The sequence below is a fragment of the Photobacterium sp. ABD4_091 genome (assembly GCF_056160145.1).
This window is the reverse complement of record NZ_JBSWWQ010000001.1, coordinates 1,755,913-1,778,409: the sequence shown is the minus strand read 5'-3', so window position 1 is coordinate 1,778,409 and position 22,497 is coordinate 1,755,913. Positions and strand designations below refer to the sequence as shown.

Sequence of the window (22,497 nt, the reverse complement as noted above, 5' to 3'; positions counted from 1 at the left end):
AAGTGAAGACAAAAAGTAAGTAAGAATTGACTGTGCCGATATAGCCGAAGCTATTTCGTATTGGTCACTCAGTTTCATTGATAATTCTTTTGTTGACTATCATTTCACGAGTGCCCACACAGATTGCATGGTCAAATTGTTAAAGAACGTTGACTTTCAATACCTTGGCGCTGTGCGCTTCAGCAAGTCAGGAGGCGTATAATACGCGTTTCTGATATCCAGTCAAGACAAAATTTTCATCTTTTTTCGCTGTTGGCGAAAAAGTAAAAACCTTCTGTTGACGTCGCTCACATTGCAATCAGTCGGAGCGAAAGAAAAGCCCGCTGTACCCAGCGGGCTTATCCAAAATCAAAGCCTGGCGATGTCCTACTCTCACATGGGGAGGCCCCACACTACCATCGGCGCTATTACGTTTCACTACTGAGTTCGGCATGGGATCAGGTGGGTCCATAATGCTATGGTCGCCAAGCAAATTCGTTACAATCTTGAAAGCTGATGTTCTCGACACTCATCCAAGTGTTCGTGGAGTCCGTAAAAACCCCTTGGGTGTTGTATGGTTAAGCCTCACGGGCAATTAGTACAGGTTAGCTCAACGCCTCACAACGCTTACACACCCTGCCTATCTACGTCGTAGTCTCCAACAACCCTTCAGGAACCTTATAGGTTCAGGGATGACTCATCTCGAGGCTCGCTTCCCGCTTAGATGCTTTCAGCGGTTATCGATTCCGAACTTAGCTACCGGGCAATGCGTCTGGCGACACAACCCGAACACCAGAGGTTCGTCCACTCCGGTCCTCTCGTACTAGGAGCAGCCCCTCTCAATCATCCAACGCCCACGGCAGATAGGGACCGAACTGTCTCACGACGTTCTAAACCCAGCTCGCGTACCACTTTAAATGGCGAACAGCCATACCCTTGGGACCGACTTCAGCCCCAGGATGTGATGAGCCGACATCGAGGTGCCAAACACCGCCGTCGATATGAACTCTTGGGCGGTATCAGCCTGTTATCCCCGGAGTACCTTTTATCCGTTGAGCGATGGCCCTTCCATACAGAACCACCGGATCACTATGACCTGCTTTCGCACCTGCTCGACTTGTCAGTCTCGCAGTCAAGCGGGCTTATGCCATTGCACTAACCTCACGATGTCCGACCGTGATTAGCCCACCTTCGTGCTCCTCCGTTACGCTTTGGGAGGAGACCGCCCCAGTCAAACTACCCACCAGGCACTGTCCGCACCCCGGATAACGGGGCGACGTTAGAACATCAACACTACAAGGGTGGTATTTCAAGGACGGCTCCACCGAATCTAGCGACTCGGTTTCAAAGCCTCCCACCTATCCTACACATGTAGGGTCAATGTTCAGTGCCAAGCTGTAGTAAAGGTTCACGGGGTCTTTCCGTCTAGCCGCGGGTACGCAGCATCTTCACTGCGATTTCAATTTCACTGAGTCTCGGGTGGAGACAGCGTGGCCATCATTACGCCATTCGTGCAGGTCGGAACTTACCCGACAAGGAATTTCGCTACCTTAGGACCGTTATAGTTACGGCCGCCGTTTACCGGGGCTTCGATCAAGAGCTTCGACCGAAGTCTAACCCCATCAATTAACCTTCCGGCACCGGGCAGGCGTCACACCGTATACGTCATCTTTCGATTTTGCACAGTGCTGTGTTTTTAATAAACAGTTGCAGCCACCTGGTATCTGCGACTGCCAGCAGCTTAAAGAGCAAGTCTCGTCACCGCCGGCAGCGTACCTTCTCCCGAAGTTACGGTACCATTTTGCCTAGTTCCTTCACCCGAGTTCTCTCAAGCGCCTTGGTATTCTCTACCCGACCACCTGTGTCGGTTTGGGGTACGATTCCTTACTATCTGAAGCTTAGAGGCTTTTCCCGGAAGCATGGCATCAATGACTTCAGTGCCGTAGCACCTCGACATCGGGTCTCAGCCTAGTGTAATCCCGGATTTGCCTAAGATTACAGCCTACACCCTTGAACCTGGACAACCGTCGCCAGGCCCACCTAGCCTTCTCCGTCCCCCCATCGCAATAGTAAGAAGTACGGGAATATTAACCCGTTTCCCATCGACTACGCCTTTCGGCCTCGCCTTAGGGGTCGACTCACCCTGCCCCGATTAACGTTGGACAGGAACCCTTGGTCTTCCGGCGAGGGAGTTTTTCACTCCCTTTATCGTTACTCATGTCAGCATTCGCACTTCTGATACGTCCAGCACACCTTACGATGCACCTTCAACCGCTTACAGAACGCTCCCCTACCCAATACCTATAAAGGCATTGCCGCAGCTTCGGTGTATAGCTTAGCCCCGTTAAATCTTCCGCGCAGGCCGACTCGACCAGTGAGCTATTACGCTTTCTTTAAATGATGGCTGCTTCTAAGCCAACATCCTGGCTGTCTGAGCCTTCCCACATCGTTTCCCACTTAGCTATAACTTTGGGACCTTAGCTGGCGGTCTGGGTTGTTTCCCTCTCCACGACGGACGTTAGCACCCGCCGTGTGTCTCCCGGATAGTACTTACTGGTATTCGGAGTTTGCAAAGGGTTGGTAAGTCGGGATGACCCCCTAGCCTTAACAGTGCTCTACCCCCAGTAGTATTCGTCCGAGGCGCTACCTAAATAGCTTTCGGGGAGAACCAGCTATCTCCAGGTTTGATTGGCCTTTCACCCCTAGCCACAAGTCATCCGCTAATTTTTCAACATTAGTCGGTTCGGTCCTCCAGTAAGTGTTACCTCACCTTCAACCTGCCCATGGCTAGATCACCTGGTTTCGGGTCTAATCCTAGCAACTGAACGCCCAGTTAAGACTCGGTTTCCCTACGGCTCCCCTAAACGGTTAACCTTGCTACTAAAATTAAGTCGCTGACCCATTATACAAAAGGTACGCAGTCACCCCGAAGGGCTCCTACTGCTTGTACGTACACGGTTTCAGGTTCTATTTCACTCCCCTCACAGGGGTTCTTTTCGCCTTTCCCTCACGGTACTGGTTCACTATCGGTCAGTCAGGAGTATTTAGCCTTGGAGGATGGTCCCCCCATGTTCAGACAGGATATCACGTGTCCCGTCCTACTCGATTTCACTCGAAATGCGCTACCGGTTACGGGGCTATCACCCTGTATCGCTGAGCTTTCCAGCTCATTCACCTGTCGCAAAACTAGCTTAAGGGCTAATCCGGGTTCGCTCGCCGCTACTGCCGGAATCTCGGTTGATTTCTCTTCCTCGGGGTACTTAGATGTTTCAGTTCCCCCGGTTCGCCTCAATACGCTATGTATTCACGCATTGATAACTGCTTATGCAGCTGGGTTTCCCCATTCGGAAATCCAAGAGTATAGTGATTCTTACCATCTTCTCTTGGCTTATCGCAGGTTAGCACGTCCTTCATCGCCTCTGACTGCCCAGGCATCCACCGTGTACGCTTAGTCACTTAACCATACAACCCCAAGGGGTCTGTTCGTATGGCTCAACAACCAAGGTTGTTCATCTGAGTATGTGATGAACTGTGTTTCGCCGGACTCTTACACAAGACACTTGAATGTGTGTTGCTTGAGAACTCGTTTTATTTCTCTTAATAAAGAGAGATAAAACTATTAGTTATTGAATTCGAAAATTCAATTTACTAGTCAGCTTTCCAGATTGTTAAAGAGCATGTGTTTATCGTCAGATAACCACTTTCTAAAGATTCTTAAGGAAGAAACCTTAGAGAGTGGCGTCCCATAGGGGAGTCGAACCCCTGTTACCGCCGTGAAAGGGCGGTGTCCTAGGCCTCTAGACGAATGGGACTAAGTGTTTTCTAGGTTTGGGAACCTAGACATGTTCTTTACATTTCAACCAAGCAATCTGTGTGGACACTGCGTAAAACGCAGTCATATCGTTAAGGAGGTGATCCAGCCCCAGGTTCCCCTAGGGCTACCTTGTTACGACTTCACCCCAGTCATGAACCACACCGTGGTAAACGCCCTCCCGAAGGTTAAGCTATCTACTTCTGGTGCAGCCCACTCCCATGGTGTGACGGGCGGTGTGTACAAGGCCCGGGAACGTATTCACCGTGGCATTCTGATCCACGATTACTAGCGATTCCGACTTCATGGAGTCGAGTTGCAGACTCCAATCCGGACTACGACGTACTTTCTGGGATTCGCTCACTCTCGCAAGTTGGCCGCCCTCTGTATACGCCATTGTAGCACGTGTGTAGCCCTACTCGTAAGGGCCATGATGACTTGACGTCGTCCCCACCTTCCTCCGGTTTATCACCGGCAGTCTCCCTGGAGTTCCCGCCATTACGCGCTGGCAAACAAGGATAGGGGTTGCGCTCGTTGCGGGACTTAACCCAACATTTCACAACACGAGCTGACGACAGCCATGCAGCACCTGTCTCAGAGTTCCCGAAGGCACCAATCCATCTCTGGAAAGTTCTCTGGATGTCAAGAGTAGGTAAGGTTCTTCGCGTTGCATCGAATTAAACCACATGCTCCACCGCTTGTGCGGGCCCCCGTCAATTCATTTGAGTTTTAATCTTGCGACCGTACTCCCCAGGCGGTCTACTTAACGCGTTAGCTCCGAAAGCCAGTGTTCAAGACACCAACCTCCAAGTAGACATCGTTTACGGCGTGGACTACCAGGGTATCTAATCCTGTTTGCTCCCCACGCTTTCGCATCTGAGCGTCAGTCTTTGTCCAGGGGGCCGCCTTCGCCACCGGTATTCCTTCAGATCTCTACGCATTTCACCGCTACACCTGAAATTCTACCCCCCTCTACAAGACTCTAGCCTGCCAGTTCCAAATGCTATTCCGAGGTTGAGCCCCGGGCTTTCACATCTGGCTTAACAAGCCGCCTGCATGCGCTTTACGCCCAGTAATTCCGATTAACGCTCGCACCCTCCGTATTACCGCGGCTGCTGGCACGGAGTTAGCCGGTGCTTCTTCTGTCGCTAACGTCAAACATTACCGCTATTAACGATAACGCCTTCCTCACGACTGAAAGTGCTTTACAACCCGAAGGCCTTCTTCACACACGCGGCATGGCTGCATCAGGGTTTCCCCCATTGTGCAATATTCCCCACTGCTGCCTCCCGTAGGAGTCTGGACCGTGTCTCAGTTCCAGTGTGGCTGATCATCCTCTCAGACCAGCTAGAGATCGTCGCCTTGGTGAGCTCTTACCTCACCAACTAGCTAATCTCACCTGGGCTAATCCTGACGCGAGAGGCCCGAAGGTCCCCCTCTTTGCTCCGAAGAGATTATGCGGTATTAGCCATCGTTTCCAATGGTTATCCCCCACATCAGGGCATATTCCCAGGCATTACTCACCCGTCCGCCGCTCGCCGCCCATCAACGCACCCGAAGGATTGTTGATGTCGCTGCCGCTCGACTTGCATGTGTTAGGCCTGCCGCCAGCGTTCAATCTGAGCCATGATCAAACTCTTCAATTAAAGTTTTGGCTCAATGAATACTGTTAATCCATTACCGAAGTAATGAATGAATTGACTGTGCCGAATCTTGCGATTCGATTTGGTCACTCAGTTTCATTGATAATTCTTTTGTTGACTATCATTTCACGAGTGCCCACACAGATTGCATGGTCAAATTGTTAAAGAACAATACTGATTGGTTAGCGGCTTAAGTTGCCGTGCTCCGTGTCAGTGAGGCGGCATTATAGAGACTTGAGCCGGCCTGACAAGGGTTTTCTTTAAAAAAATTTCCACCTGCTGATTATTTCAACTAATGTGAGATAAACGCCTCTAATTTCAACATTAGAGGGCCGTCACACTCACAATCTAGCAATTCAAAGTCAATGAAAGTAATATCAATGTGACTTTGTTGTTAAAATAACCAATAACGCCTTCTTTCTTTTTTCTTATGACGATGTAGTTAACTTATGAATTTATCCAAACAATCTCTTATACCGGTTCTCGCAATCGCCGTTGTTGGGGGCTTAGTATTTAGTTTTCTCCCCATCTATCCCGGAATAGCCTTCGCGCTTGGTGCTATTTGTACTGCTTATATCCTGCCGCTTATTCCTACCCAATCTTCATCTGCAGAATCAAATAGCGCACAAGCTAGTAAAACCCTCTATGTTGGTAACCTGCCTTACCGGGCCAATGAAACTGAAGTGAAGAAATTATTTTCCGAACATGGTGAAGTCTTTGCTGTCCGCTTAATGAAAGATAAACGGACAGGTAAAAGACGAGGGTTTGGTTTTGTTGTAATGAGCAGCAACGATGCTGATAACGCTATTGCTCAGTTGAATGACAAGGAGTACGGACAGCGTACATTGAAAGTCCGTGAGGCCAATGAACCTAAAGGCGGGGATAATGAAGAGTCTTAACAGGCTCTAGCTGCATTGCTGCCAAGCTACTATTGAGTGCCGCTGTGTTATTACCAGCGGCACTGTTGTATGTAAGGTTTGGCTCAGCACTGGCTGCGGTAACTTCTCCCAGCAGACCTTTCACCCTATTGGCTATCGCCCGCCCTGAGTCGACAATCGTAACATCCCCATCCAGTGCTAAAATGATTTCGTCTTTAATTAGTGGAAAATGGGTACACCCCAAGACAATACAGTCAACCATGTTGCGCCATGGCTTTAATATCTTTTCAAGCTCTGCAATTGAAATAGCCTGACCGCGAAGCTTTTGCTCGGCCATTTCAACTAATCGTGTAGACCCTATTCTCAGTACTTCACAGTGGCTGGCAAACTGACTAATAAGTAGCTCAGTATATTCACGCTGTACCGTTGCCGGTGTTGCCAATAAGCCAATCACCTTACGCTCACTAAGCATCGCTGCTGGTTTAATTGCAGGCACTACACCAACAACCGGAATAGCTAAAACGTCACGTAATGTTGGCAACACAATAGTACTGGCGGTATTGCAAGCCACAACAACTAAGTCAACACAGTGGCGCTCGACTAACAGTGAGACAATATGACGAGTTCGCGCGATTAATTCATCTTCTGGTAATTCGCCATAGGGAAAAGCTGCATCATCGAATGCATAGATATATTGAACGTTAGGCAACTGCGCATATATTTCCTGATATACGGACAATCCACCCACACCTGAATCAAAAATCAGTACCCGCTTCACTCTTATTCTCTGTCGTACCACCCACAAGGAGCAACATCATACTGTGAATTGTAGACTTCGCCAAAACAACGACGATATTTAAGTGAGACAATAGCGCTGGTAATGAAAACGACTCTGTTTTTCTATTTCCGTTAATTTCAGTTTCAATGCGCCATCAAAACATGGCGCCTCAACAACAAGGGTATGAAATTCACCATCCTCTCCGCATGGGTCGACTCCTGTTGGCAATTCCCCAAGAAGCGCTTTGCTGTACCACTGGCCGCAGAAAGCTCCATCTAACTGGCTGGTATCAATAGTTGTCAGCAGGGTTTTGATCCCGCGTTGGAGTATTTCATCTGCGAGCACATGGCTGTCTTGCCCCATCAAGGGGAAGACGCATTGCCAGCCAGCTGGCTCTATATAGCTACGGCGATAATCGGCAATGCCGTTGCAAAACATATCCCCAAAAGCGACAGCCTCTACGCCCAGCCCGCTAGCCCGCAAACCATCAATCACCTTTGACTGATAAACATCATTTGGTGGGAACACCTCTGGTAAAGGTATTTCTACTAATGGTAGACCTGTCAAAGCAGCCTGGGCCCGAACAACACCCAAAGGGGTCGCCTGGAACGGGACTTCGTCTTCCACATAGGTGGTATAAAGACCCACTACCTCATAGCGGGGATCTTCCAAGAGACGAATAAGGGTAAGGGTCGAATCTTTGCCGGAAGACCAACTGACAATAGTTTTAAGGGGATAGGTTTCAGGGGTATCGGTTTTAAGTGGACGCATCACTACGACTCCAAAGAAATGGCTCCAAGAAAAAAGCCACCAGCAGGTGGCTTTTTATGAGGTTAGAACTGATAGGTTACGGTGGCGTAGTAGCTACGCTCTTGGACGTTAAAGGTATCCTTAGCCACGTAGTCTTCGTCAAACAAGTTTGCCACCCGCCCGCGCAAGATCAGGTTATCACTCCAGTAATAGCTGGCGGCCAAATCCACTAAAGTATATGCATCCAAGCTATTTGTATTGGCAGCATCTTCATAACTCTTGCCTTTGTACAATGCACTGACATCGAATTGCCATTGATCAAGCAAATAAGAGACATTCCACTTGGCATTGTGCTTAGAACGGCGGATCAGCTGCTTGTTAGTTTTACTATCCTCGGCATCCAAGTAGTCGTAGCTAACATCGTGGTAAAGCGGACCGGTATTAAACCCTGCCGTCAGCTCTACCCCTTTTATCTCGGCTTCGTCGACATTCATCGGCTTCCATATCAAACTGTCTGGCTCAATAGGCGCCCAAGCGATCAGCTGATCAATCTCAGACTGATAGGCCGTTACCCGCCAGTCTACCAACTGGTGTGAACCCGATAATGACACTTCGTAGTTGGTTGACTCCTCTGGCTCTAGATCCGGGTTACCGGAGTCTGGCCAGTAAAGGTCATTAAACGTCGGAGCTTTGAACGCTGTCCCCACATTGGCAGAGATCTGATAGTTAGAAAGGAAAGAGTAGGCAGCAGCTAACTGCCAAGTGTTATTACGCCCATAACTATCGTTATCGTCTGTCCTCACACTGCCTTCAAGCTGCAAGCCCATGTCGTTACGGTAAATAGAAGTCAGGTACAGCGCCGTATTGTCACGTTCATCCTCGGCAAGGACTGTCGTACTGTTGGATACCGAGTCACGGTACCACTCAAAACCGCCACCAAACTCAAGGTCTGAATTAAGTTGGTAATGGTTTTGCCAATTCACCACATCTCGCTTGGTTTTAATTTTGCTTCCGGCGCTGATATCGCTGAAGTTGCGTGCTTCATCCTGGTTCTGGGCAACTGTCACTTCACTAATAAAGTCATCTGTGGTGTAACCTGCTTTAGCTGCCACGTTATATAGGGAGGCTTCGCTTTGAGCATTTGGGGCACCATACGCGTCATCGTATTCTGCCTCACCGTCGTGATAATAACCTTGCAGGCTCAACTTCCAGTTATCATTCAACTGGGTTCCTAGCTCCGCAACAACATTTTTCTGCTTAAAGCCATCATCATCTTGTTCAAAGGGTGGCTTGCGTGCCGAGAAGCCATCAGCCTCTTCACCTTTAACTGCCAATTTGCCCCAGCTACTTTCCCCCAGCGAACCAGCTACAGATCCACCAAGTTGATAATAACCATCACTGCCAGCGCCAGCTGTAACTTGTGCCAATTGCTCGCCAGACTGGTACTCAGTGATGATGTTTAGCACACCACCCACGGCATCAGAGCCATACAAAGCAGCACGTGAGCCACGAATGAATTCGATTCGCTCGATACCAGTTAAAGGAATTTGGCTAAAATCAGCACTGCCAAGCGTGGCACTGCCAATACGCACACCATTGATCATCACCAATAGATGACGAGATGAGGTACCGCGAACATACACTTCAGTGTTCTGACCATACCCGCCGGAGACAACCTGCACGCCCGGCAGACGGCGCAAGACCTCTGCTAGAGACTTGGCCTGAATCGCATCAATCTCTTCTTTGGTGACGATAGAAACGGGGGCAATAACATTTTTGACAGATTGCTCAAATCGATTGGCAGTCACCACCATGACTTCATCAGAAGAAGCCTCAGCGGAAACCAAAGACGGCAGGCACAAGGGTGCCAACGCCACTGCTAAAAGCGTTTTTTTCATTATTTAGATATCCTAAGTCGCGTTTATTACTGAGCCGCTGTTTGGCTCGGTACACTGGTCGGTCTTCGGACTTAAGAGCATGGCCGGACGGCCACCTAGGCAACAACTTCCCACTTCAGGCACCTGCATTGCACAGGTTGTAGAAGCAGTGTTCGGAACTTAACGTCCATGTGCTTTCGTTCTCTTTCACCGCTGCGCGTCAGTCACGGAATTTCACCGTGTTCCCCAGCCTGCAAGCAGGCTAACCAGCGCAATTGCATGCTAATTATCCTACATTCGATTGTCTAGTGGTTATTGCCGCAGGGACAAAATATAGAGGTATTCACTATTTTATCTGGCGCAACACTGGACATCGGTCAACAATGCAATAAAATCTGGCGCTCTTATTTTGAGCAGTTTGAGGCAACCTCTATGGCATCCACCACTATCAATCCAGCTGAGTACCAACCACAGCTAGATGAAAAGGCAGCGCGTATTCAAAATATCTTTGCCGATTTTGATACACCTGAGCTTGAGGTGTTTGCCTCTCCTGCCGAACATTACCGTATGCGTGCTGAGTTCCGCGTATGGCATGAAGGCGAAGATCTTTACTACATCATGTTCAACCAGGAGACACGCGAGAAGTACCGCGTGGATCAGTTCCCGGCAGCGAGCCGCCTGATCAATGACCTGATGCCTTTATTGGTTGACGCACTGAAACCTGTGAAAGCGCTTCGCCACAAGCTGTTCCAGGTAGACTTCCTATCGACTTTAAGCGGTGAAATTTTGGTTTCCCTGCTGTACCACCGCCAGCTAGATGCCGAGTGGGAGAAAGAAGCCAAGGCACTGAAACAACGCCTGAATGATGAAGGCTTCAACCTGAACTTCATTGGTCGTGCCCGTAAGCAGAAGATTGTCCTAGACCAAGAGTTCGTCATCGAAAAGCTACAGGTTAACGACCGTGTACTGACTTACAAGCAGGTGGAAAACAGCTTCACCCAGCCAAACGGCGAAGTGGCCCAGAAGATGCTGGAATGGGCGGTTGACTGCACTCAGGAAAGCCAAGGCGATCTCCTGGAGCTATACTGCGGTAACGGTAACTTCTCACTGGCCCTTGCCCAGAACTTCGAGCGAGTGCTGGCGACAGAGCTGGCGAAGCCATCAGTTGACTCGGCGCAGTACAATATTGCCGTGAACAATATCGACAATGTGCAAATCATCCGTATGTCTGCAGAGGACTTTACCGATGCAATGGAAGGCCGCCGCGAGTTCCGCCGCCTAAAAGATCAGAACATCGACCTGCAAAGCTACAACTGCAACACGATTTTCGTTGATCCGCCACGTGCCGGTATGGATGAAGGTACCTGCCGCATGGTGCAGGGCTATGACCGTATTATGTATATCTCGTGCAACCCGGATACGCTGAAAGACAACCTGGAGATTTTGTCTGAAACGCACCGTATTACTCGCTTTGCCCTGTTTGATCAATTCCCGTATACCCATCACATGGAAGCTGGGGTACTGCTCGAGCGTAAGTAATCCAATAAACACAAAAAAGGCGCCAATGGCGCCTTTTTTAATCGCGGTGTCTTAGGGCAATTAAGCTTCAGACTGTGATTTAGGTGACATGATACCAAGTTTGTACGCCACCCAGATGATCAAGCTTAGCGATACGATCAGTTGGAAGTAGTTCGAGCCCATGTCTGGCACCTGGGCACGGACAAAGCCAGAGTAGCCAAATGCACCGACGAGGAAACAGGCAAATGCGATAGCAGGCGTCCCTTCCGCCATTGGCTTGCTCAGGTATTCCTGGTACAGGCAGTACAGAGCCAATGCGAATGCAATCACTGGGAAGACAGAAAACGCCACTGCGCTCGAAGTAAATACTGCCAGTGTTGCATTACCACACAGGCCGGCTAGCAATGACAGTACCAGCGTTTTGCGTTCAGCTTTAGTTTGTTCCTTGTTCATATCCTTTCACCAACATAATAAAGTTAGAGTTTTTGCCTGAGCTCTCTTCGCTCACGCTCTTTACGGTACCAATAAGCACCTTTTGCAATCATTCTCAATTGCAGAATCAATCTTTCTGCATGCTCACCGCGAGCATGGTTGTCCAAATCCAGCGCTTCTGCCCCCGAACTGAAGACCAAGGTCACCGAGGCTTCTGCCTGGGTAAACGCCTCATCATGGGTGACACCGGTTTTGGCTACGAGGTATTCCGTCAGCTCTGCGACAAAATGCTGGATCTCGCGTGCCACAGCAGCACGGAAAGCCGGTGAAGTGCCCGAGCGTTCACGTAATAGCAACCGGAAAACGTTCGGGCTGCTCTCGATGAACTCCATAAAGGTTTCCACCGAAGTACGGATCACACTGCCCTCTTTGGCAATACGCTGACGAGCCTGGCGCATTAGCTGGCGAAGGATCAAGCCACCTTCATCGACCATTGTCAGACCAAGCTCATCCATATCTTTAAAGTGGCGGTAAAATGAAGTCGGCGCAATACCGGCTTCCCTGGCCACTTCCCGCAAGCTTAAGTTAGAAAAGCTGCGTTCAGCACTGAGCTGATTGAAGGCAGCATCAATCAGCGAACGGCGGGTTTTTTCTTTCTGCTGAGCCCTGATTCCCATGGGGTTTTTGTTTCTCTTTGAATTATCTTGCGTCACATCGATAGCCACTATACGCGCTTTTTCACTGCCATCAAAACATAGTAAATCCTGACTGGCGCTTAATCAAAGTGGTTCTTGCCAGTTTTTCTGGTTGCTCACAAACTCCACCATGGGAAAGATGACAACGAAAACCCCCACCTACCTCCAATTTTTGCTGCAAAATTGAATCGGCAACGTGATCCTCCGCTCTCTATCGCAGCACATCAATTCTACCTAGCTTTATAAGAAGTTAAAATAACACGGTAGCAATGTTGCAAGGATGATAAATAAGGCCAAGCATGACGAAAAGCAAACACTCTTCAACCCAACACTTTGATGCCATTATCATTGGCAGTGGTCCAGGTGGAGAAGGGGCGGCCATGGGGCTGACCAAAGCCGGGTTCAATGTGGCAATCATTGAGCGTGAAGACAGTGTTGGTGGCGGTTGTACCCACTGGGGAACCATTCCTTCCAAAGCACTGCGCCATGCTGTCAGCCGGATCATCGAATACAACCAAAACCCGCTCTACTGCAAGAACAACTCGACCCTGCACAGTACCTTTAGCCAGATCCTCGGCCATGCCCAGGATGTGGTCAACAAGCAAACCCGGATGCGCCAGGGCTTTTATGACCGCAACCAATGTTCGATCATTTTCGGTGAAGCCTGCTTTACCGGCAGCCACAGCGTCGTGGTGAAAAAGCCCGACGGCAGCCGGGAGCACTACAGTGCCGATAAGTTTGTCATCGCCACCGGTTCACGCCCCTACCAGCCGAGCGATGTTGACTTTAGCCATAGCCGAGTCTACGACAGCGATTCAATCCTGCAGCTCAAACATGACCCCCGCCATATCATCATCTATGGTGCCGGTGTCATCGGCAGCGAGTATGCCTCTATTTTCCGTGGCCTCGGGGTCAAGGTGGACTTGATCAACACCCGGGACCGACTGCTGGAGTTCCTCGATAACGAAATCTCCGACTCGCTGTCGTACCACTTCTGGAACAGCGGGGTGATGATCCGCAATGGCGAAGTCTACGACCAAATAGAAGGCACCGAAGACGGGGTGATCCTGCACCTTAAATCCGGCAAGAAGATGCGTGCCGATTGCCTGCTCTATGCCAACGGCCGAACCGGTAATACCGATAAGCTCAGCCTGGACAAAGTCGGCCTGACACCCGACTCCCGCGGCCAGCTCAAGGTCAACCATAACTACTGTACCGATGTCGAGCATATCTATGCCGTCGGTGATGTGATTGGCTACCCAAGCCTTGCCAGTGCCGCTTATGACCAAGGCCGCTTTGTCGCACAGGCCATTGCCAGCGGTGCCGCCGAAGGCCAGCTTATCGACCATATCCCTACCGGGATCTATACCATTCCGGAAATCAGCTCGGTGGGTAAAACCGAACAAGAGTTAACAGCAGAAAAAGTCCCCTACGAGGTGGGGCGCTCTCAGTTCAAGCACCTGGCCCGGGCCCAGATCGCCGGTACGGAAGTCGGCAGCCTGAAGATATTGTTTCACCGAGAAACCCGGGAGATCCTCGGGATCCACTGCTTTGGTGAACGTGCCGCCGAGATCATCCATATCGGGCAGGCGATCATGGAGCAGAAGGGGGAAGGTAATAATATCAATTACTTCGTCAATACCACCTTCAACTACCCGACCATGGCTGAAGCCTTCAGGGTCGCCGCCCTCAATGGCCTGAACCGGTTGTTCTGACCGGTTCTAAGAATGTGATACAGCACTAAACAAAAACGGAGCCAGTTGGCTCCGTTTTTATTACCTAATGACTGATTCCCATCAAACGGTTATCGGGAGTCAGGATCGATGACCATGGCAGGCTCTCATCGCCCAGGGTAATAAAGTTAGGGTTCTCTAGTGTATCGCGCTCGTTATAGGACAGAGGCGTTAGGTGGGTATTGAGGATCCGGCCTCCCGCTTGCTCGACAATGCACTGGGTCGCAGCCGTGTCCCATTCTCCGGTTGGCCCTAGGCGCAAATAACAGTCTACTGCCCCTTCGGCTACCAAACAGGACTTGAGCGCTGCCGATCCAAGCGGTACCAAATCATAATTAAGGGCAGGATCCAAGCGGTTGGTGATGGCACTGATATCCTGCCGGCGGCTGATCGCCACGGCAATAGACTGGGTCGGCAGCTCATGCTTATGGGTGGAGATACGCACCGTTTCACCTTCCGGTGTTGTTTTCCATGCCCCTTTACCGTTATAGGCGTAATACACCACGCCAGATACCGGCGCATAGACCACCCCCATTATCGGGGTATTGTTATCGACCAAAGCAATGATAGTCGCGAAGTCACCACTTCCCGCGATAAATTCCTGGGTACCATCGAGCGGATCCACCAGCCAGTAGCGCTGCCAATTGGCACGTTCGGCCAATGGCACATCGGCATCTTCTTCCGACAGCACAGGAATATCCGGTGTTAACTCCGATAAACGCTGAACCACCAACTTATGCGCAGCCAAGTCAGCACTGGTCACCGGGGTATTGTCATTCTTAACGTGCTTTTCGAATTGACCACGCTGGTAGATGTCCAGAATCACTTGCCCGGCAGAACGGGCAATATCGATAACTTGTGGCAACAGGTGAGATAAATCCATATTCGCTCCTATTTTCCAAGTTGCTTCAGGGCCAGGAACAAGGCTGTGATGCTTCTGGCTTCGGCAAAGTCCATGTGGTGCAGCAGCTCTTCAGCCTGGCTTAGTGGCCAGCGCACAATTTGCAATGGCTCAGGCTCATCACCCTCAAGTTGCTCCGGGTAGAGATCCTGGGCGAGGAAAAGGGTCATCTTGCTCGAAAAATAAGACGGTGCCAGCACCACTTCCTTGAGCGGCTGCAATGCTTTGGCCCCAAAGCCAATCTCTTCTTTGAGCTCGCGGTTTGCCGCTTCTGCTGCCGATTCACCTTGGTCAATCAGCCCTTTGGGGAAACCGAGTTCATAACGTTCTGTGCCAGCGGAATACTCCCGGATCAATAGCAAGTCGCCCTGCTCGGTCACCGGCACGACCAATACTGCATGGCGCCCTGATGGCTTCATCCGCTCGTAGGTGCGCTCAACGCCATTGGAAAAGCGCAAATCGAGCGACTCAATCTTGAACAATCGGGATTGGGCAACCACTTCCGTTGCCAAGATTTCAGGTTTGTTGTGTTCCGCAGCCATGTAGTGTCCTATTCCAGGGATAGCGGGCTACCGCCTTTGAAGCGGCAACCAAGACAATAACTGCTATTTAATGGTATGCCGCGAAGGAAATAAAGTAATTTGTAAGGAAAACGTTAACCCGACTAACAAAGTCGGGTATTACGTTTATAGGCGTCCGCTGTACGAAATCTTGTACTGCCCCTTGGGATCGGGGTTGCCCAGCCACTTGAGTTGCTGGCCAAGTTGAGGAGGGAACTGCGCCCCCGGCTTGAACCAACCCGCCAGTGAATACGTGTTGCCGGGGGCAAGGGAGGCTTGCCACTCGCTTGCCACATCATCGGAAGACTGGGCGACATCGGCCACCAGCTTGCCTTGGTCACAGGTCAAATCGGCGATAACCGGACCGGGATCCAACGCCCCCAGCGGAGAAGACACTTGAGCCGCCGTCCATGCCAAGGCACCGTCCAGCTGGGCACAGTATGGCGCTTCGAACCGGTAATCCCGGAGTGTCAGCTCAAGGTTGCCATTCACCACCACCGGCAGCGCCATGGGTGAATACTTAACAACTTCACTTGCTGGCATGGAAACCAGCAGGTTTTCGGCAAATGGCCCGCTGCTGCCATAGCCCACCAGCCCACGGCCTCGCAGGTTCATTTCACTGCCTTGGCCAAAACGGACGTCCATTTTCAATTTGCCGGTCAGCAAAGAGAGTATTTGCATATCCCACTGCATCCGGCCAAAGTTCTTTCCTTGCCAACGGATCTGGCTCGCCGCCCCCTGCCACGGGGTACCGCGAATACCAGACACATCCAGCCCTTGGATTGCCGGTACCTGCTGCCATACCCAACTCGCAGGGATATGTGCCACCAGGCTGCCGACCAACACTGCGCCAAACGAGGCGCCCAGCAATAACTTATACTTCACGTCTACCCCCGCCCCAACTGCAAGCGGTTAACTTCGACCACACCTGCGCGGTCGGCTTTCGATACATCCAAAAACTGGGCATCAATGCCATGCTCATCACGCAAAAAAGCCAGCCAGTTAATCAGAGTGTTAAACGGCAATGGCTGTACCCATACTTGTACCGCTTCGCTGCGCGGCTGCATACGGATCAATTCAATATTGAACTGGCGGGTTGTCTCATTGACGACCTGGTTCAAGCCCTTGTCGCTGACCGAGCCCGTCGATCCGCTTGAACCACGCAGCGACAGGATTTCATCGGCCTTGGTCGATACCCAGCTCAGCAGCTGTCGCTCAGTCTGCAGGCGGCGCTCGGCATTCTCGGCATTGGTTGCCAATGGCTGCCAGATCCCCCAGTAAAGTACGGCGACAAACAGGGCTGCCCCACCGCCCAGCACCAAGCGCTGCTCACGCTGGCTTAGCCCTTTCCACCATGCGTTCATGATTTTCTCCTTAGCACGATAGCGCCGCTGACCTGGTTACCTTCCCGGTTCAATTGGCCGAGCTCTACGTCAAAGTCTTCATCCAAAAGGGTTCGGAGCTGCTCAAAATGCTGGAACTCCGAAGCAACGGCCTGGAAGCGCATTTCATTGCGGTTCTGATCATAACGGAAGTTCTGCACCGACAGCTGGGATACCTTAGCCAGTGATGGCTGCAATTCTGCCAGCCAGTACAAGATACCTTCCGTGCCACCACCGCCGCCCAAGCGGGACAACTCGCTGTCCATTTGGCGCTTGAGGTAACTCTGCGACGGCACTCGCTGGAACTGGGGCAGCACCTGGCGGAAAATCCGCTCGCTTTCGGCTTTGTATGCCTGCGCTTGCTCTTCCATTGCCTGTACCGAGATAACGTGCTCGGCCACCATTACGGTGACCAATAGCCCAGCAGCAATAGCCACTTTGCGCCAAGGCTTGAGAAACTTGCGCCATGCCGGCTGCTGCTTGTACTGGCCAGACAGCAAGTTCACCTTGCTCCCGTCCGCACCTTGCGCCAGCAACTGCATTACCAGCTCTGGTGTTTCCGCCACCCACTGGCCCAGCATATTCTCCGGTGCCGGGGTGTAATAATGCACCACAAGCTCTTTGCCGGAGGCAGGTTCGTCATTTTCTGCCTCGCTTTCCTCGTCGTCAGCACCAGCTTCTTCAGCATCGTCATCCACTGCCAGCTGCTGCGATTCAAGCCACGGTGCCAGCCAGGCACGCTCAGCCCCAATCCCCAGTGATTCAGACTGGCGGATCAACCACATGCCATCAAGCTCGGCGGCTGTGAAACCATTATCGAATAACGGCAGGCACAAACAGTCTGGGAGCAGCGCCTTGACTTCAATACCGGCATCTTGCAATGCCGCCAGCCACAGCGCGACTTTCTGGTGCTCGACCACCGCCACCTGTGCGGTATCACCGCTTTTCTGCAACAGGTGAACATGCAGGTTGTCGACATCCTGGGCCAGCTCTTCTTCCAGTAAGAATGGCAATACCGCAGATAGCTGGCGGCTGCTGCCTGCCGGGATAGCCACCTCGGTCATCAATACATCGGCAGCCGGGGCCAGCGCATAGACTACACGCTGGCTGGCATAATCGGCTATCTCGCCAAGCTGGCTGATCGCATCCAGCTGGCCCGATGCGATCACTTCGTTTTGTTGTGGCGACCAGACAAGCCATTGCACCGGCTGGTCAGCACGGCTACTTAGCCTGATTGTCAGAAATTCGCTCACTGATTCCTCCATAACGGCGACGGACTACCGTCACCGTGTCTTCACTATCTCGTTTGAGCAAGGCCACCAGCCTCACCCTGGACCGATCGACCAATACCTCGGTATCCATCTGAAAATAATCGCTGCTGACCGCCAAAAATTCCTTGGCCTGATCTTTGACCGTGGCATCAATTGCCCCTAGCTGCGACTCCCCGAGGAAATCTTCCACGCTATCCCAACCGTCATATGGCCGGTCGGCAATCAGCTTCTGGGCGTCCGACAAAGACAGCCTCGGAGAGAACAGCGCCACCAAAATCGGCGCCTGCTGCTCAAACAGCGTATTCACATTTATCGCCAGCGTCGTGGTCGGGATCGCACATACCTGTTGGCGCACCCGGTCAAAAATGGCAGCCGATACCCCGTTGACCGCGCGCAGCTCACTGACATCGGCCATCCAGTCACGCGGTGGCAAATAAGGCGGGCGGAAGCCTTCATAGGTACTGTCCCCTGCGCCAAAGGCGGCGTTGACCCTTTCGTCGGTATCAACGTATTCCCATACCGAATCTGCCACCACCTCAGCCTCGTAGCTATCAACCCCGGTCTCTTCGATCAGGTTCTGCAGTGCGGTGACAATAAACGGCTTGGTACTGCTGCCAGTTGTCGGCTGCACGCCAGACAGGGCATTGAGGTTAAAGCAGGCCTGGCGGTCGATAATATCGCCGATAGCCTCGCCACCCTCCAGCGGATAGCGCTGGCCCTGGGTCGCCCACGCCTGACTCAGGTTGACCGTGTCGCTATCGTCGATGCCTTGCTTGATCGCCACTTTGGCCAACTCTTCCATTCCCTGTGCAAACCAATAAGCCTGCTGGTTCTGGATTTGGTTTTCGACCCGGTAAAAATTCAGGTGCAGCCGCTCGGTCATCTGCACCGCCAGCAAGGTCATCATCGACAATAGCAGCAGCACCACAATCAATGCGACGCCACGTTGCTGTTTGGGCGGGGCGAACTTATGTGTCATCGCTCGCCTCCAGTACCGAGGCCGGCAGCATGTAGACCCGTTCGATATCCCCGTAGTCCTCTAGGGTCAGCTTGATCATTACCCCCTCCGGCAGCGCCGCAGGCTTATTCCAGGTTTCCAGCCACTTCTTCTCGCTGTAAAAACGAAATGACAGCTCCTCGACCCCAGACAGGATAGGCCGAACCAATGCCTCGGTGCCCACTACGCTGTCAGGGTAGCGGAACCAGACCCGCTCAAGCTGCTCGTCGACAATCCGGTAACCGACCTTGACGTTTTCCCCGCGCGGGAACATCTGCTGCGGGTTCTGCCAACCGGTACGGGTGAACAAAATACCAAAGCTCGACGAGTCCAGCAGGTACTCACTGCTCTGGAAAATCCGATCGCTGGCCGTTTCGCCTTGGTTGCGAACCTTGCGGGCCACCACCTGGCGGAAATCATTGTCCATCACAACCATCGCCCGCTGGATATCCTTGAGCCGCTCGCTGTGCTCGCGCGACTGCTCGTCACTGCGCTGCACCCCGTTCATCACCTGGTAGGCAGACAGGCTCAGCATGGCAAACACCGCAATTGCCACCAGCACTTCGAGCAAGGTGAAACCGGCTTGCCTGGAACCCATTTGCTTAATACCTCGCAGGCGTGGTTCTCGCGGGTCAGAGGTCGTTTTAATTCTCAACATAAGTTCTCAGCGTCACCACCGACTGCTTGCGTGCTTCATCTGTCGCTACCGTGACGTCCAGCGCCCGCAGGAAGCCATCTGCCGTTTGGGTACTTTTAATCGACCAGTACCAGTCGCGCCCGGCCAACTCTGACTTGCCGCGTTTGGTCGAGGTGGGGATCTCCCCCGACAGCCGGATCTTGGCCATTTCGTTATCTGCCACCATGGCGGCAAAGGTTTTTTCCTCAAGGTAGCCGAGCGTGTTGAGGTGCTGGCTGACCGCTTTCATGACACTCAAGGCGGCTGTTGCAAATACGGCCAAGGCCACCAGCACTTCCAATAAGGTCAGACCCCGGGTGCGCCGGGCTGATGATAGCTGCTTCACGGCTGGTCATTCTCCTGCACGCTGGCAATGGTCTCGCCCGGCGGCAGCAGGAACAGCTGCCCCAGCTCATCGGCCTGTACCCGCCAGAACTGGTTTTCGCCGTTCACTTCAAACTCCAGCGTAAAAGGGGTGTATTCACCACTGGCCATCACCACCACCTGCGGTGGTTTAATCTTGTCTTTGTCAGTTTGCTCAGCAAACAAGTCTTCGTTAAACAGCGAACCCGGCTTGAACAGGCGATCCTTGTCCTGCCAGGAGTAACTGCCAATTTCGACAACCAAACGGATCTCCTCGGGCATCTCCACCTCGGTGAAGAACTTTGACGATTCCATTGGCTGCCATTCCTGACTGGTTAGCTGAAGAAACTGGTAACGGTTACGCTCAACCCGGACACCGTAGTCGTAACCGTTGAGCAAGGCATCCTCGCCCAGCAGCTGGACGAGGTAATGAAAGCGCGCAGCTTCCTCCCTGACTTTATCCTCCTTGCTCTCGGGCAAGGCCACGATGACTGCCACTGCACTGGTTGCCAGCAGCACCAGCACCAACAGTATCTCGATCAGGGTAAAACCCGCTGCACGCTTAGGCATCATCACAACTTAGAAGTCCAGCATGTTCCAGTTACCGATATCGGTATTGACACCTTCGCCGCCTTCTTGGCCATCAGCACCCAGGCTGAAGATATCAACCGGGCCGTGCTCGCCAGGCATCACGTACTGGTACGGGTTGCCCCATGGATCATTCGGCAGGCGGCGGATGTAGCCACCGTCACGGTAGTTGCGTGGCTCAGGGCTAGAAGACGGCTTGCTGACCAGCGCTTCAAGGCCCTGGTCGGTCGTTGGGTACACGCTGTTGTCCAGCTTGTACATGTCCAATGACTGCTCTAACGCACTGATATCGGTCACGACCTTCTGCTGGTCGGCTTTTTCCTTGTTCCCTAACAGGTTAGGTACGACCAAGCTGGCCAATACCCCAAGGATAACGATCACGACCATGACTTCCAGCAGCGTAAAGCCGCGTTGTTTGCGTTGCATTGAGAAAACCTCCAAAAATTACATTCCGACCATGTTGTTCAAAGCAATGATCGGCATAAGGGTAGCAATAACGATAAACATCACGATGCCAGCCATCGCGACGATCAATAAGGGTTCAAAAATCCCGAGAGCCATATTGACCAAGGACTCGAAGTCCCGATCCTGGTTATCGGCAGCCCGGGTAAGCATCTGTTCGAGCTCGCCGCTGCGCTCGCCACTGGCGATCATGTGCAGCATCATCGGCGGGAAGAGTTTGGTTTGCTCGAGCGAGACCCGCAGGCTAGAGCCTTCACGGACCTTGTCCGCCGCCTCGCGGATCTGCTGGTTGACCCAGGTATTGGTCATAACATCCGAGGCCACCTTCATGCCTTCCAGCAGAGGTATGGCACTCGAGGTACAAATAGACAGGGTGCGGGCAAAGCGTGACGTACTCAGGCCACGGGCAACTTTGCCAATCACCGGCAGGCGCATGACCCAGCGGTCCCACTTCAGCCGGAAGTCAGGGCGCCTGAGAGCCACCTTCACCAGCATGAACAAGGCTGCTATCACTAGCAGCACCACCAGCCCCCAGTTTTGGACAAAGTCACTGGCAGCAAGCAGGATTTCGGTAATAGTCGGCAGTTGCTGCCCCATCTGGACGAACTGGTCGACAATCTTCGGTACGACCGTCGCTAGCAGGAAGGCCACCACGGCAATCGCAATCAAGGTCAGCATGGTCGGGTAGATCATCGCCTGCTGCAGCTTACTGCGCATTTTCTGGCGATTCTCGGTGTAGTCCGCCAGGCGGTTAAGTACCGTATCCAGGTGGCCGGATTTCTCACCGGCTGCCACCATGGCGCGGAACAACTGGTCAAAAATATGTGGGTATTCCGCTAGTGAGTCAGACAGGGTATAACCTTCCACCACCCGTGAACGCACACCCAACAGCATGTTCTTCAGGCGTGGCTTTTCGCTCTGCTCCGCCACCGCCTTGAGGCATTCCTCAAGCGGCATCGACGCCTGAACCAAGGTCGCTAGCTGGCGGGTAATGAGGGACAGCTCCGTGGTGCTGATCCCGCGGCGCAGCTGAAAACCGCCGCTGGCTTTTTTCTTCTCGCGCTCGTGGGTCTGCACTACCTCGACCGGGATCATACCCTGCTCGCGCAGCTGCTGACGGATCTGCCTGGCGGTATCTCCTTCAAGAACGCCTTTTTTCTGGCGTCCCTTGGTATCCAGGGCTTTGTATTCAAACGCCGCCAT

Annotated in this window: 19 protein-coding genes, 1 tRNA gene, 3 rRNA genes and 1 riboswitch; of the genes, 3 read left to right on the top strand and 20 right to left on the bottom strand. The window is 52.2% G+C overall.

Annotation, left to right across the window (positions count from 1 at the left end):
- Positions 1 to 353: 353 nt before the first annotated feature.
- From rrf to ACXAGQ_RS08300, 4 genes are all read right to left on the bottom strand, one after another.
- Positions 354 to 469: ribosomal RNA gene (rrf, locus tag ACXAGQ_RS08315) — 5S ribosomal RNA — on the bottom strand.
- An 84-nt stretch (positions 470 to 553) separates the two neighbouring features.
- Positions 554 to 3,441, bottom strand: a 23S ribosomal RNA gene (locus tag ACXAGQ_RS08310).
- A gap of 274 nt (positions 3,442 to 3,715) precedes the next feature.
- A tRNA-Glu gene (locus ACXAGQ_RS08305) sits at positions 3,716 to 3,791 on the bottom strand.
- Positions 3,792 to 3,883: 92 nt separating this feature from the next.
- Positions 3,884 to 5,436: ribosomal RNA gene (locus ACXAGQ_RS08300) — 16S ribosomal RNA — on the bottom strand.
- Together the 16S, 23S and 5S rRNA genes with 1 tRNA gene alongside form the textbook arrangement of a ribosomal RNA operon.
- 446 nt (positions 5,437 to 5,882) lie before the next feature.
- Between ACXAGQ_RS08300 and ACXAGQ_RS08295 the strand changes: the two genes are divergently transcribed.
- On the top strand, positions 5,883 to 6,332 hold the full coding sequence (locus tag ACXAGQ_RS08295) for an RNA recognition motif domain-containing protein (RefSeq protein WP_475253178.1): 450 nt from the start codon (positions 5,883 to 5,885) through the stop codon (positions 6,330 to 6,332).
- Here the strand turns inward: ACXAGQ_RS08295 and murI are convergent.
- From murI to ACXAGQ_RS08280, 3 genes are all read right to left on the bottom strand, one after another.
- Positions 6,304 to 7,089: a glutamate racemase gene (gene murI, locus ACXAGQ_RS08290; RefSeq protein WP_475253176.1), complete on the bottom strand. Its 786-nt coding sequence runs from the start codon at positions 7,087 to 7,089 to the stop codon at positions 6,304 to 6,306. The genes ACXAGQ_RS08295 and murI overlap by 29 nt on opposite strands.
- 78 nt (positions 7,090 to 7,167) lie before the next feature.
- Positions 7,168 to 7,860, bottom strand: coding sequence for a Dph6-related ATP pyrophosphatase (locus tag ACXAGQ_RS08285; protein ID WP_475253174.1), 693 nt, complete (start codon positions 7,858 to 7,860; stop codon positions 7,168 to 7,170).
- A 62-nt stretch (positions 7,861 to 7,922) separates the two neighbouring features.
- Positions 7,923 to 9,737 carry a TonB-dependent receptor domain-containing protein gene (locus tag ACXAGQ_RS08280; protein WP_475253172.1) on the bottom strand — a complete coding sequence of 605 codons (1,815 nt, stop codon included), beginning with the start codon at positions 9,735 to 9,737 and terminating at the stop codon, positions 7,923 to 7,925.
- A gap of 39 nt (positions 9,738 to 9,776) precedes the next feature.
- Positions 9,777 to 10,002, bottom strand: a riboswitch (cobalamin riboswitch).
- Positions 10,003 to 10,148: 146 nt separating this feature from the next.
- On the opposite strand from ACXAGQ_RS08280, the gene trmA reads away from it, so the two are divergent.
- The gene (gene trmA, locus ACXAGQ_RS08275; protein ID WP_475245801.1) at positions 10,149 to 11,255 is read left to right on the top strand and encodes a tRNA (uridine(54)-C5)-methyltransferase TrmA; all 1,107 of its coding nucleotides are present in this window, start codon (positions 10,149 to 10,151) and stop codon (positions 11,253 to 11,255) included.
- 60 nt (positions 11,256 to 11,315) lie between these two features.
- Here the strand turns inward: trmA and ACXAGQ_RS08270 are convergent, their stop codons facing one another.
- Together ACXAGQ_RS08270 and fabR are read right to left on the bottom strand one after the other, a co-directional pair.
- The gene (locus ACXAGQ_RS08270; protein ID WP_475253170.1) at positions 11,316 to 11,687 is read right to left on the bottom strand and encodes a YijD family membrane protein; all 372 of its coding nucleotides are present in this window, start codon (positions 11,685 to 11,687) and stop codon (positions 11,316 to 11,318) included.
- Between the two features lie 23 nt (positions 11,688 to 11,710).
- Positions 11,711 to 12,343 carry an HTH-type transcriptional repressor FabR gene (gene fabR, locus ACXAGQ_RS08265; RefSeq protein WP_475253168.1) on the bottom strand — a complete coding sequence of 211 codons (633 nt, stop codon included), beginning with the start codon at positions 12,341 to 12,343 and terminating at the stop codon, positions 11,711 to 11,713.
- A 317-nt stretch (positions 12,344 to 12,660) separates the two neighbouring features.
- Between fabR and sthA the strand changes: the two genes are divergently transcribed.
- Positions 12,661 to 14,076 (top strand): Si-specific NAD(P)(+) transhydrogenase, encoded by a 1,416-nt coding sequence (gene sthA, locus ACXAGQ_RS08260; protein WP_475253166.1) that lies wholly within the window; start codon positions 12,661 to 12,663, stop codon positions 14,074 to 14,076.
- Between the two features lie 64 nt (positions 14,077 to 14,140).
- Here the strand turns inward: sthA and cysQ are convergent, their stop codons facing one another.
- The 11 genes from cysQ to gspF all read right to left on the bottom strand — a co-directional run bounded on the left by cysQ (position 14,141) and on the right by gspF (position 22,497).
- A complete protein-coding gene (cysQ, locus tag ACXAGQ_RS08255; protein WP_475253164.1) occupies positions 14,141 to 14,977 on the bottom strand; it encodes a 3'(2'),5'-bisphosphate nucleotidase CysQ in 837 nt (278 codons plus the stop codon).
- Positions 14,978 to 14,985: 8 nt separating this feature from the next.
- Entirely contained in the window at positions 14,986 to 15,537 is a 552-nt protein-coding gene (nudE, locus tag ACXAGQ_RS08250) for an ADP compounds hydrolase NudE (RefSeq protein WP_475253162.1), read from the bottom strand.
- Between the two features lie 144 nt (positions 15,538 to 15,681).
- A complete protein-coding gene (locus tag ACXAGQ_RS08245; RefSeq protein ID WP_475253160.1) occupies positions 15,682 to 16,440 on the bottom strand; it encodes a type II secretion system protein N in 759 nt (252 codons plus the stop codon).
- 2 nt (positions 16,441 to 16,442) lie between these two features.
- On the bottom strand, positions 16,443 to 16,919 hold the full coding sequence (locus ACXAGQ_RS08240) for a type II secretion system protein M (protein WP_475253158.1): 477 nt from the start codon (positions 16,917 to 16,919) through the stop codon (positions 16,443 to 16,445).
- Positions 16,916 to 18,190 carry a type II secretion system protein GspL gene (gspL, locus tag ACXAGQ_RS08235; RefSeq protein WP_475253156.1) on the bottom strand — a complete coding sequence of 425 codons (1,275 nt, stop codon included), beginning with the start codon at positions 18,188 to 18,190 and terminating at the stop codon, positions 16,916 to 16,918. The genes ACXAGQ_RS08240 and gspL overlap by 4 nt, the downstream gene beginning before the upstream one ends.
- Entirely contained in the window at positions 18,159 to 19,187 is a 1,029-nt protein-coding gene (gene gspK / locus ACXAGQ_RS08230) for a type II secretion system minor pseudopilin GspK (RefSeq protein WP_475253154.1), read from the bottom strand. Before gspK ends, gspL begins: the two co-directional genes overlap by 32 nt.
- Positions 19,177 to 19,803: a type II secretion system minor pseudopilin GspJ gene (gspJ, locus tag ACXAGQ_RS08225; protein ID WP_475253152.1), complete on the bottom strand. Its 627-nt coding sequence runs from the start codon at positions 19,801 to 19,803 to the stop codon at positions 19,177 to 19,179. The genes gspK and gspJ overlap by 11 nt, the downstream gene beginning before the upstream one ends.
- Before the next feature lie 46 nt (positions 19,804 to 19,849).
- On the bottom strand, positions 19,850 to 20,227 hold the full coding sequence (gspI, locus tag ACXAGQ_RS08220) for a type II secretion system minor pseudopilin GspI (protein WP_475253150.1): 378 nt from the start codon (positions 20,225 to 20,227) through the stop codon (positions 19,850 to 19,852).
- A complete protein-coding gene (gene gspH, locus ACXAGQ_RS08215) occupies positions 20,224 to 20,814 on the bottom strand; it encodes a type II secretion system minor pseudopilin GspH (RefSeq protein WP_475254703.1) in 591 nt (196 codons plus the stop codon). Before gspH ends, gspI begins: the two co-directional genes overlap by 4 nt.
- A gap of 9 nt (positions 20,815 to 20,823) precedes the next feature.
- Positions 20,824 to 21,258 carry a type II secretion system major pseudopilin GspG gene (gene gspG, locus ACXAGQ_RS08210; RefSeq protein ID WP_475253148.1) on the bottom strand — a complete coding sequence of 145 codons (435 nt, stop codon included), beginning with the start codon at positions 21,256 to 21,258 and terminating at the stop codon, positions 20,824 to 20,826.
- A gap of 18 nt (positions 21,259 to 21,276) precedes the next feature.
- Positions 21,277 to 22,497, bottom strand: a complete 1,221-nt coding sequence (gene gspF, locus ACXAGQ_RS08205; protein ID WP_475253146.1) for a type II secretion system inner membrane protein GspF — start codon at positions 22,495 to 22,497, stop codon at positions 21,277 to 21,279.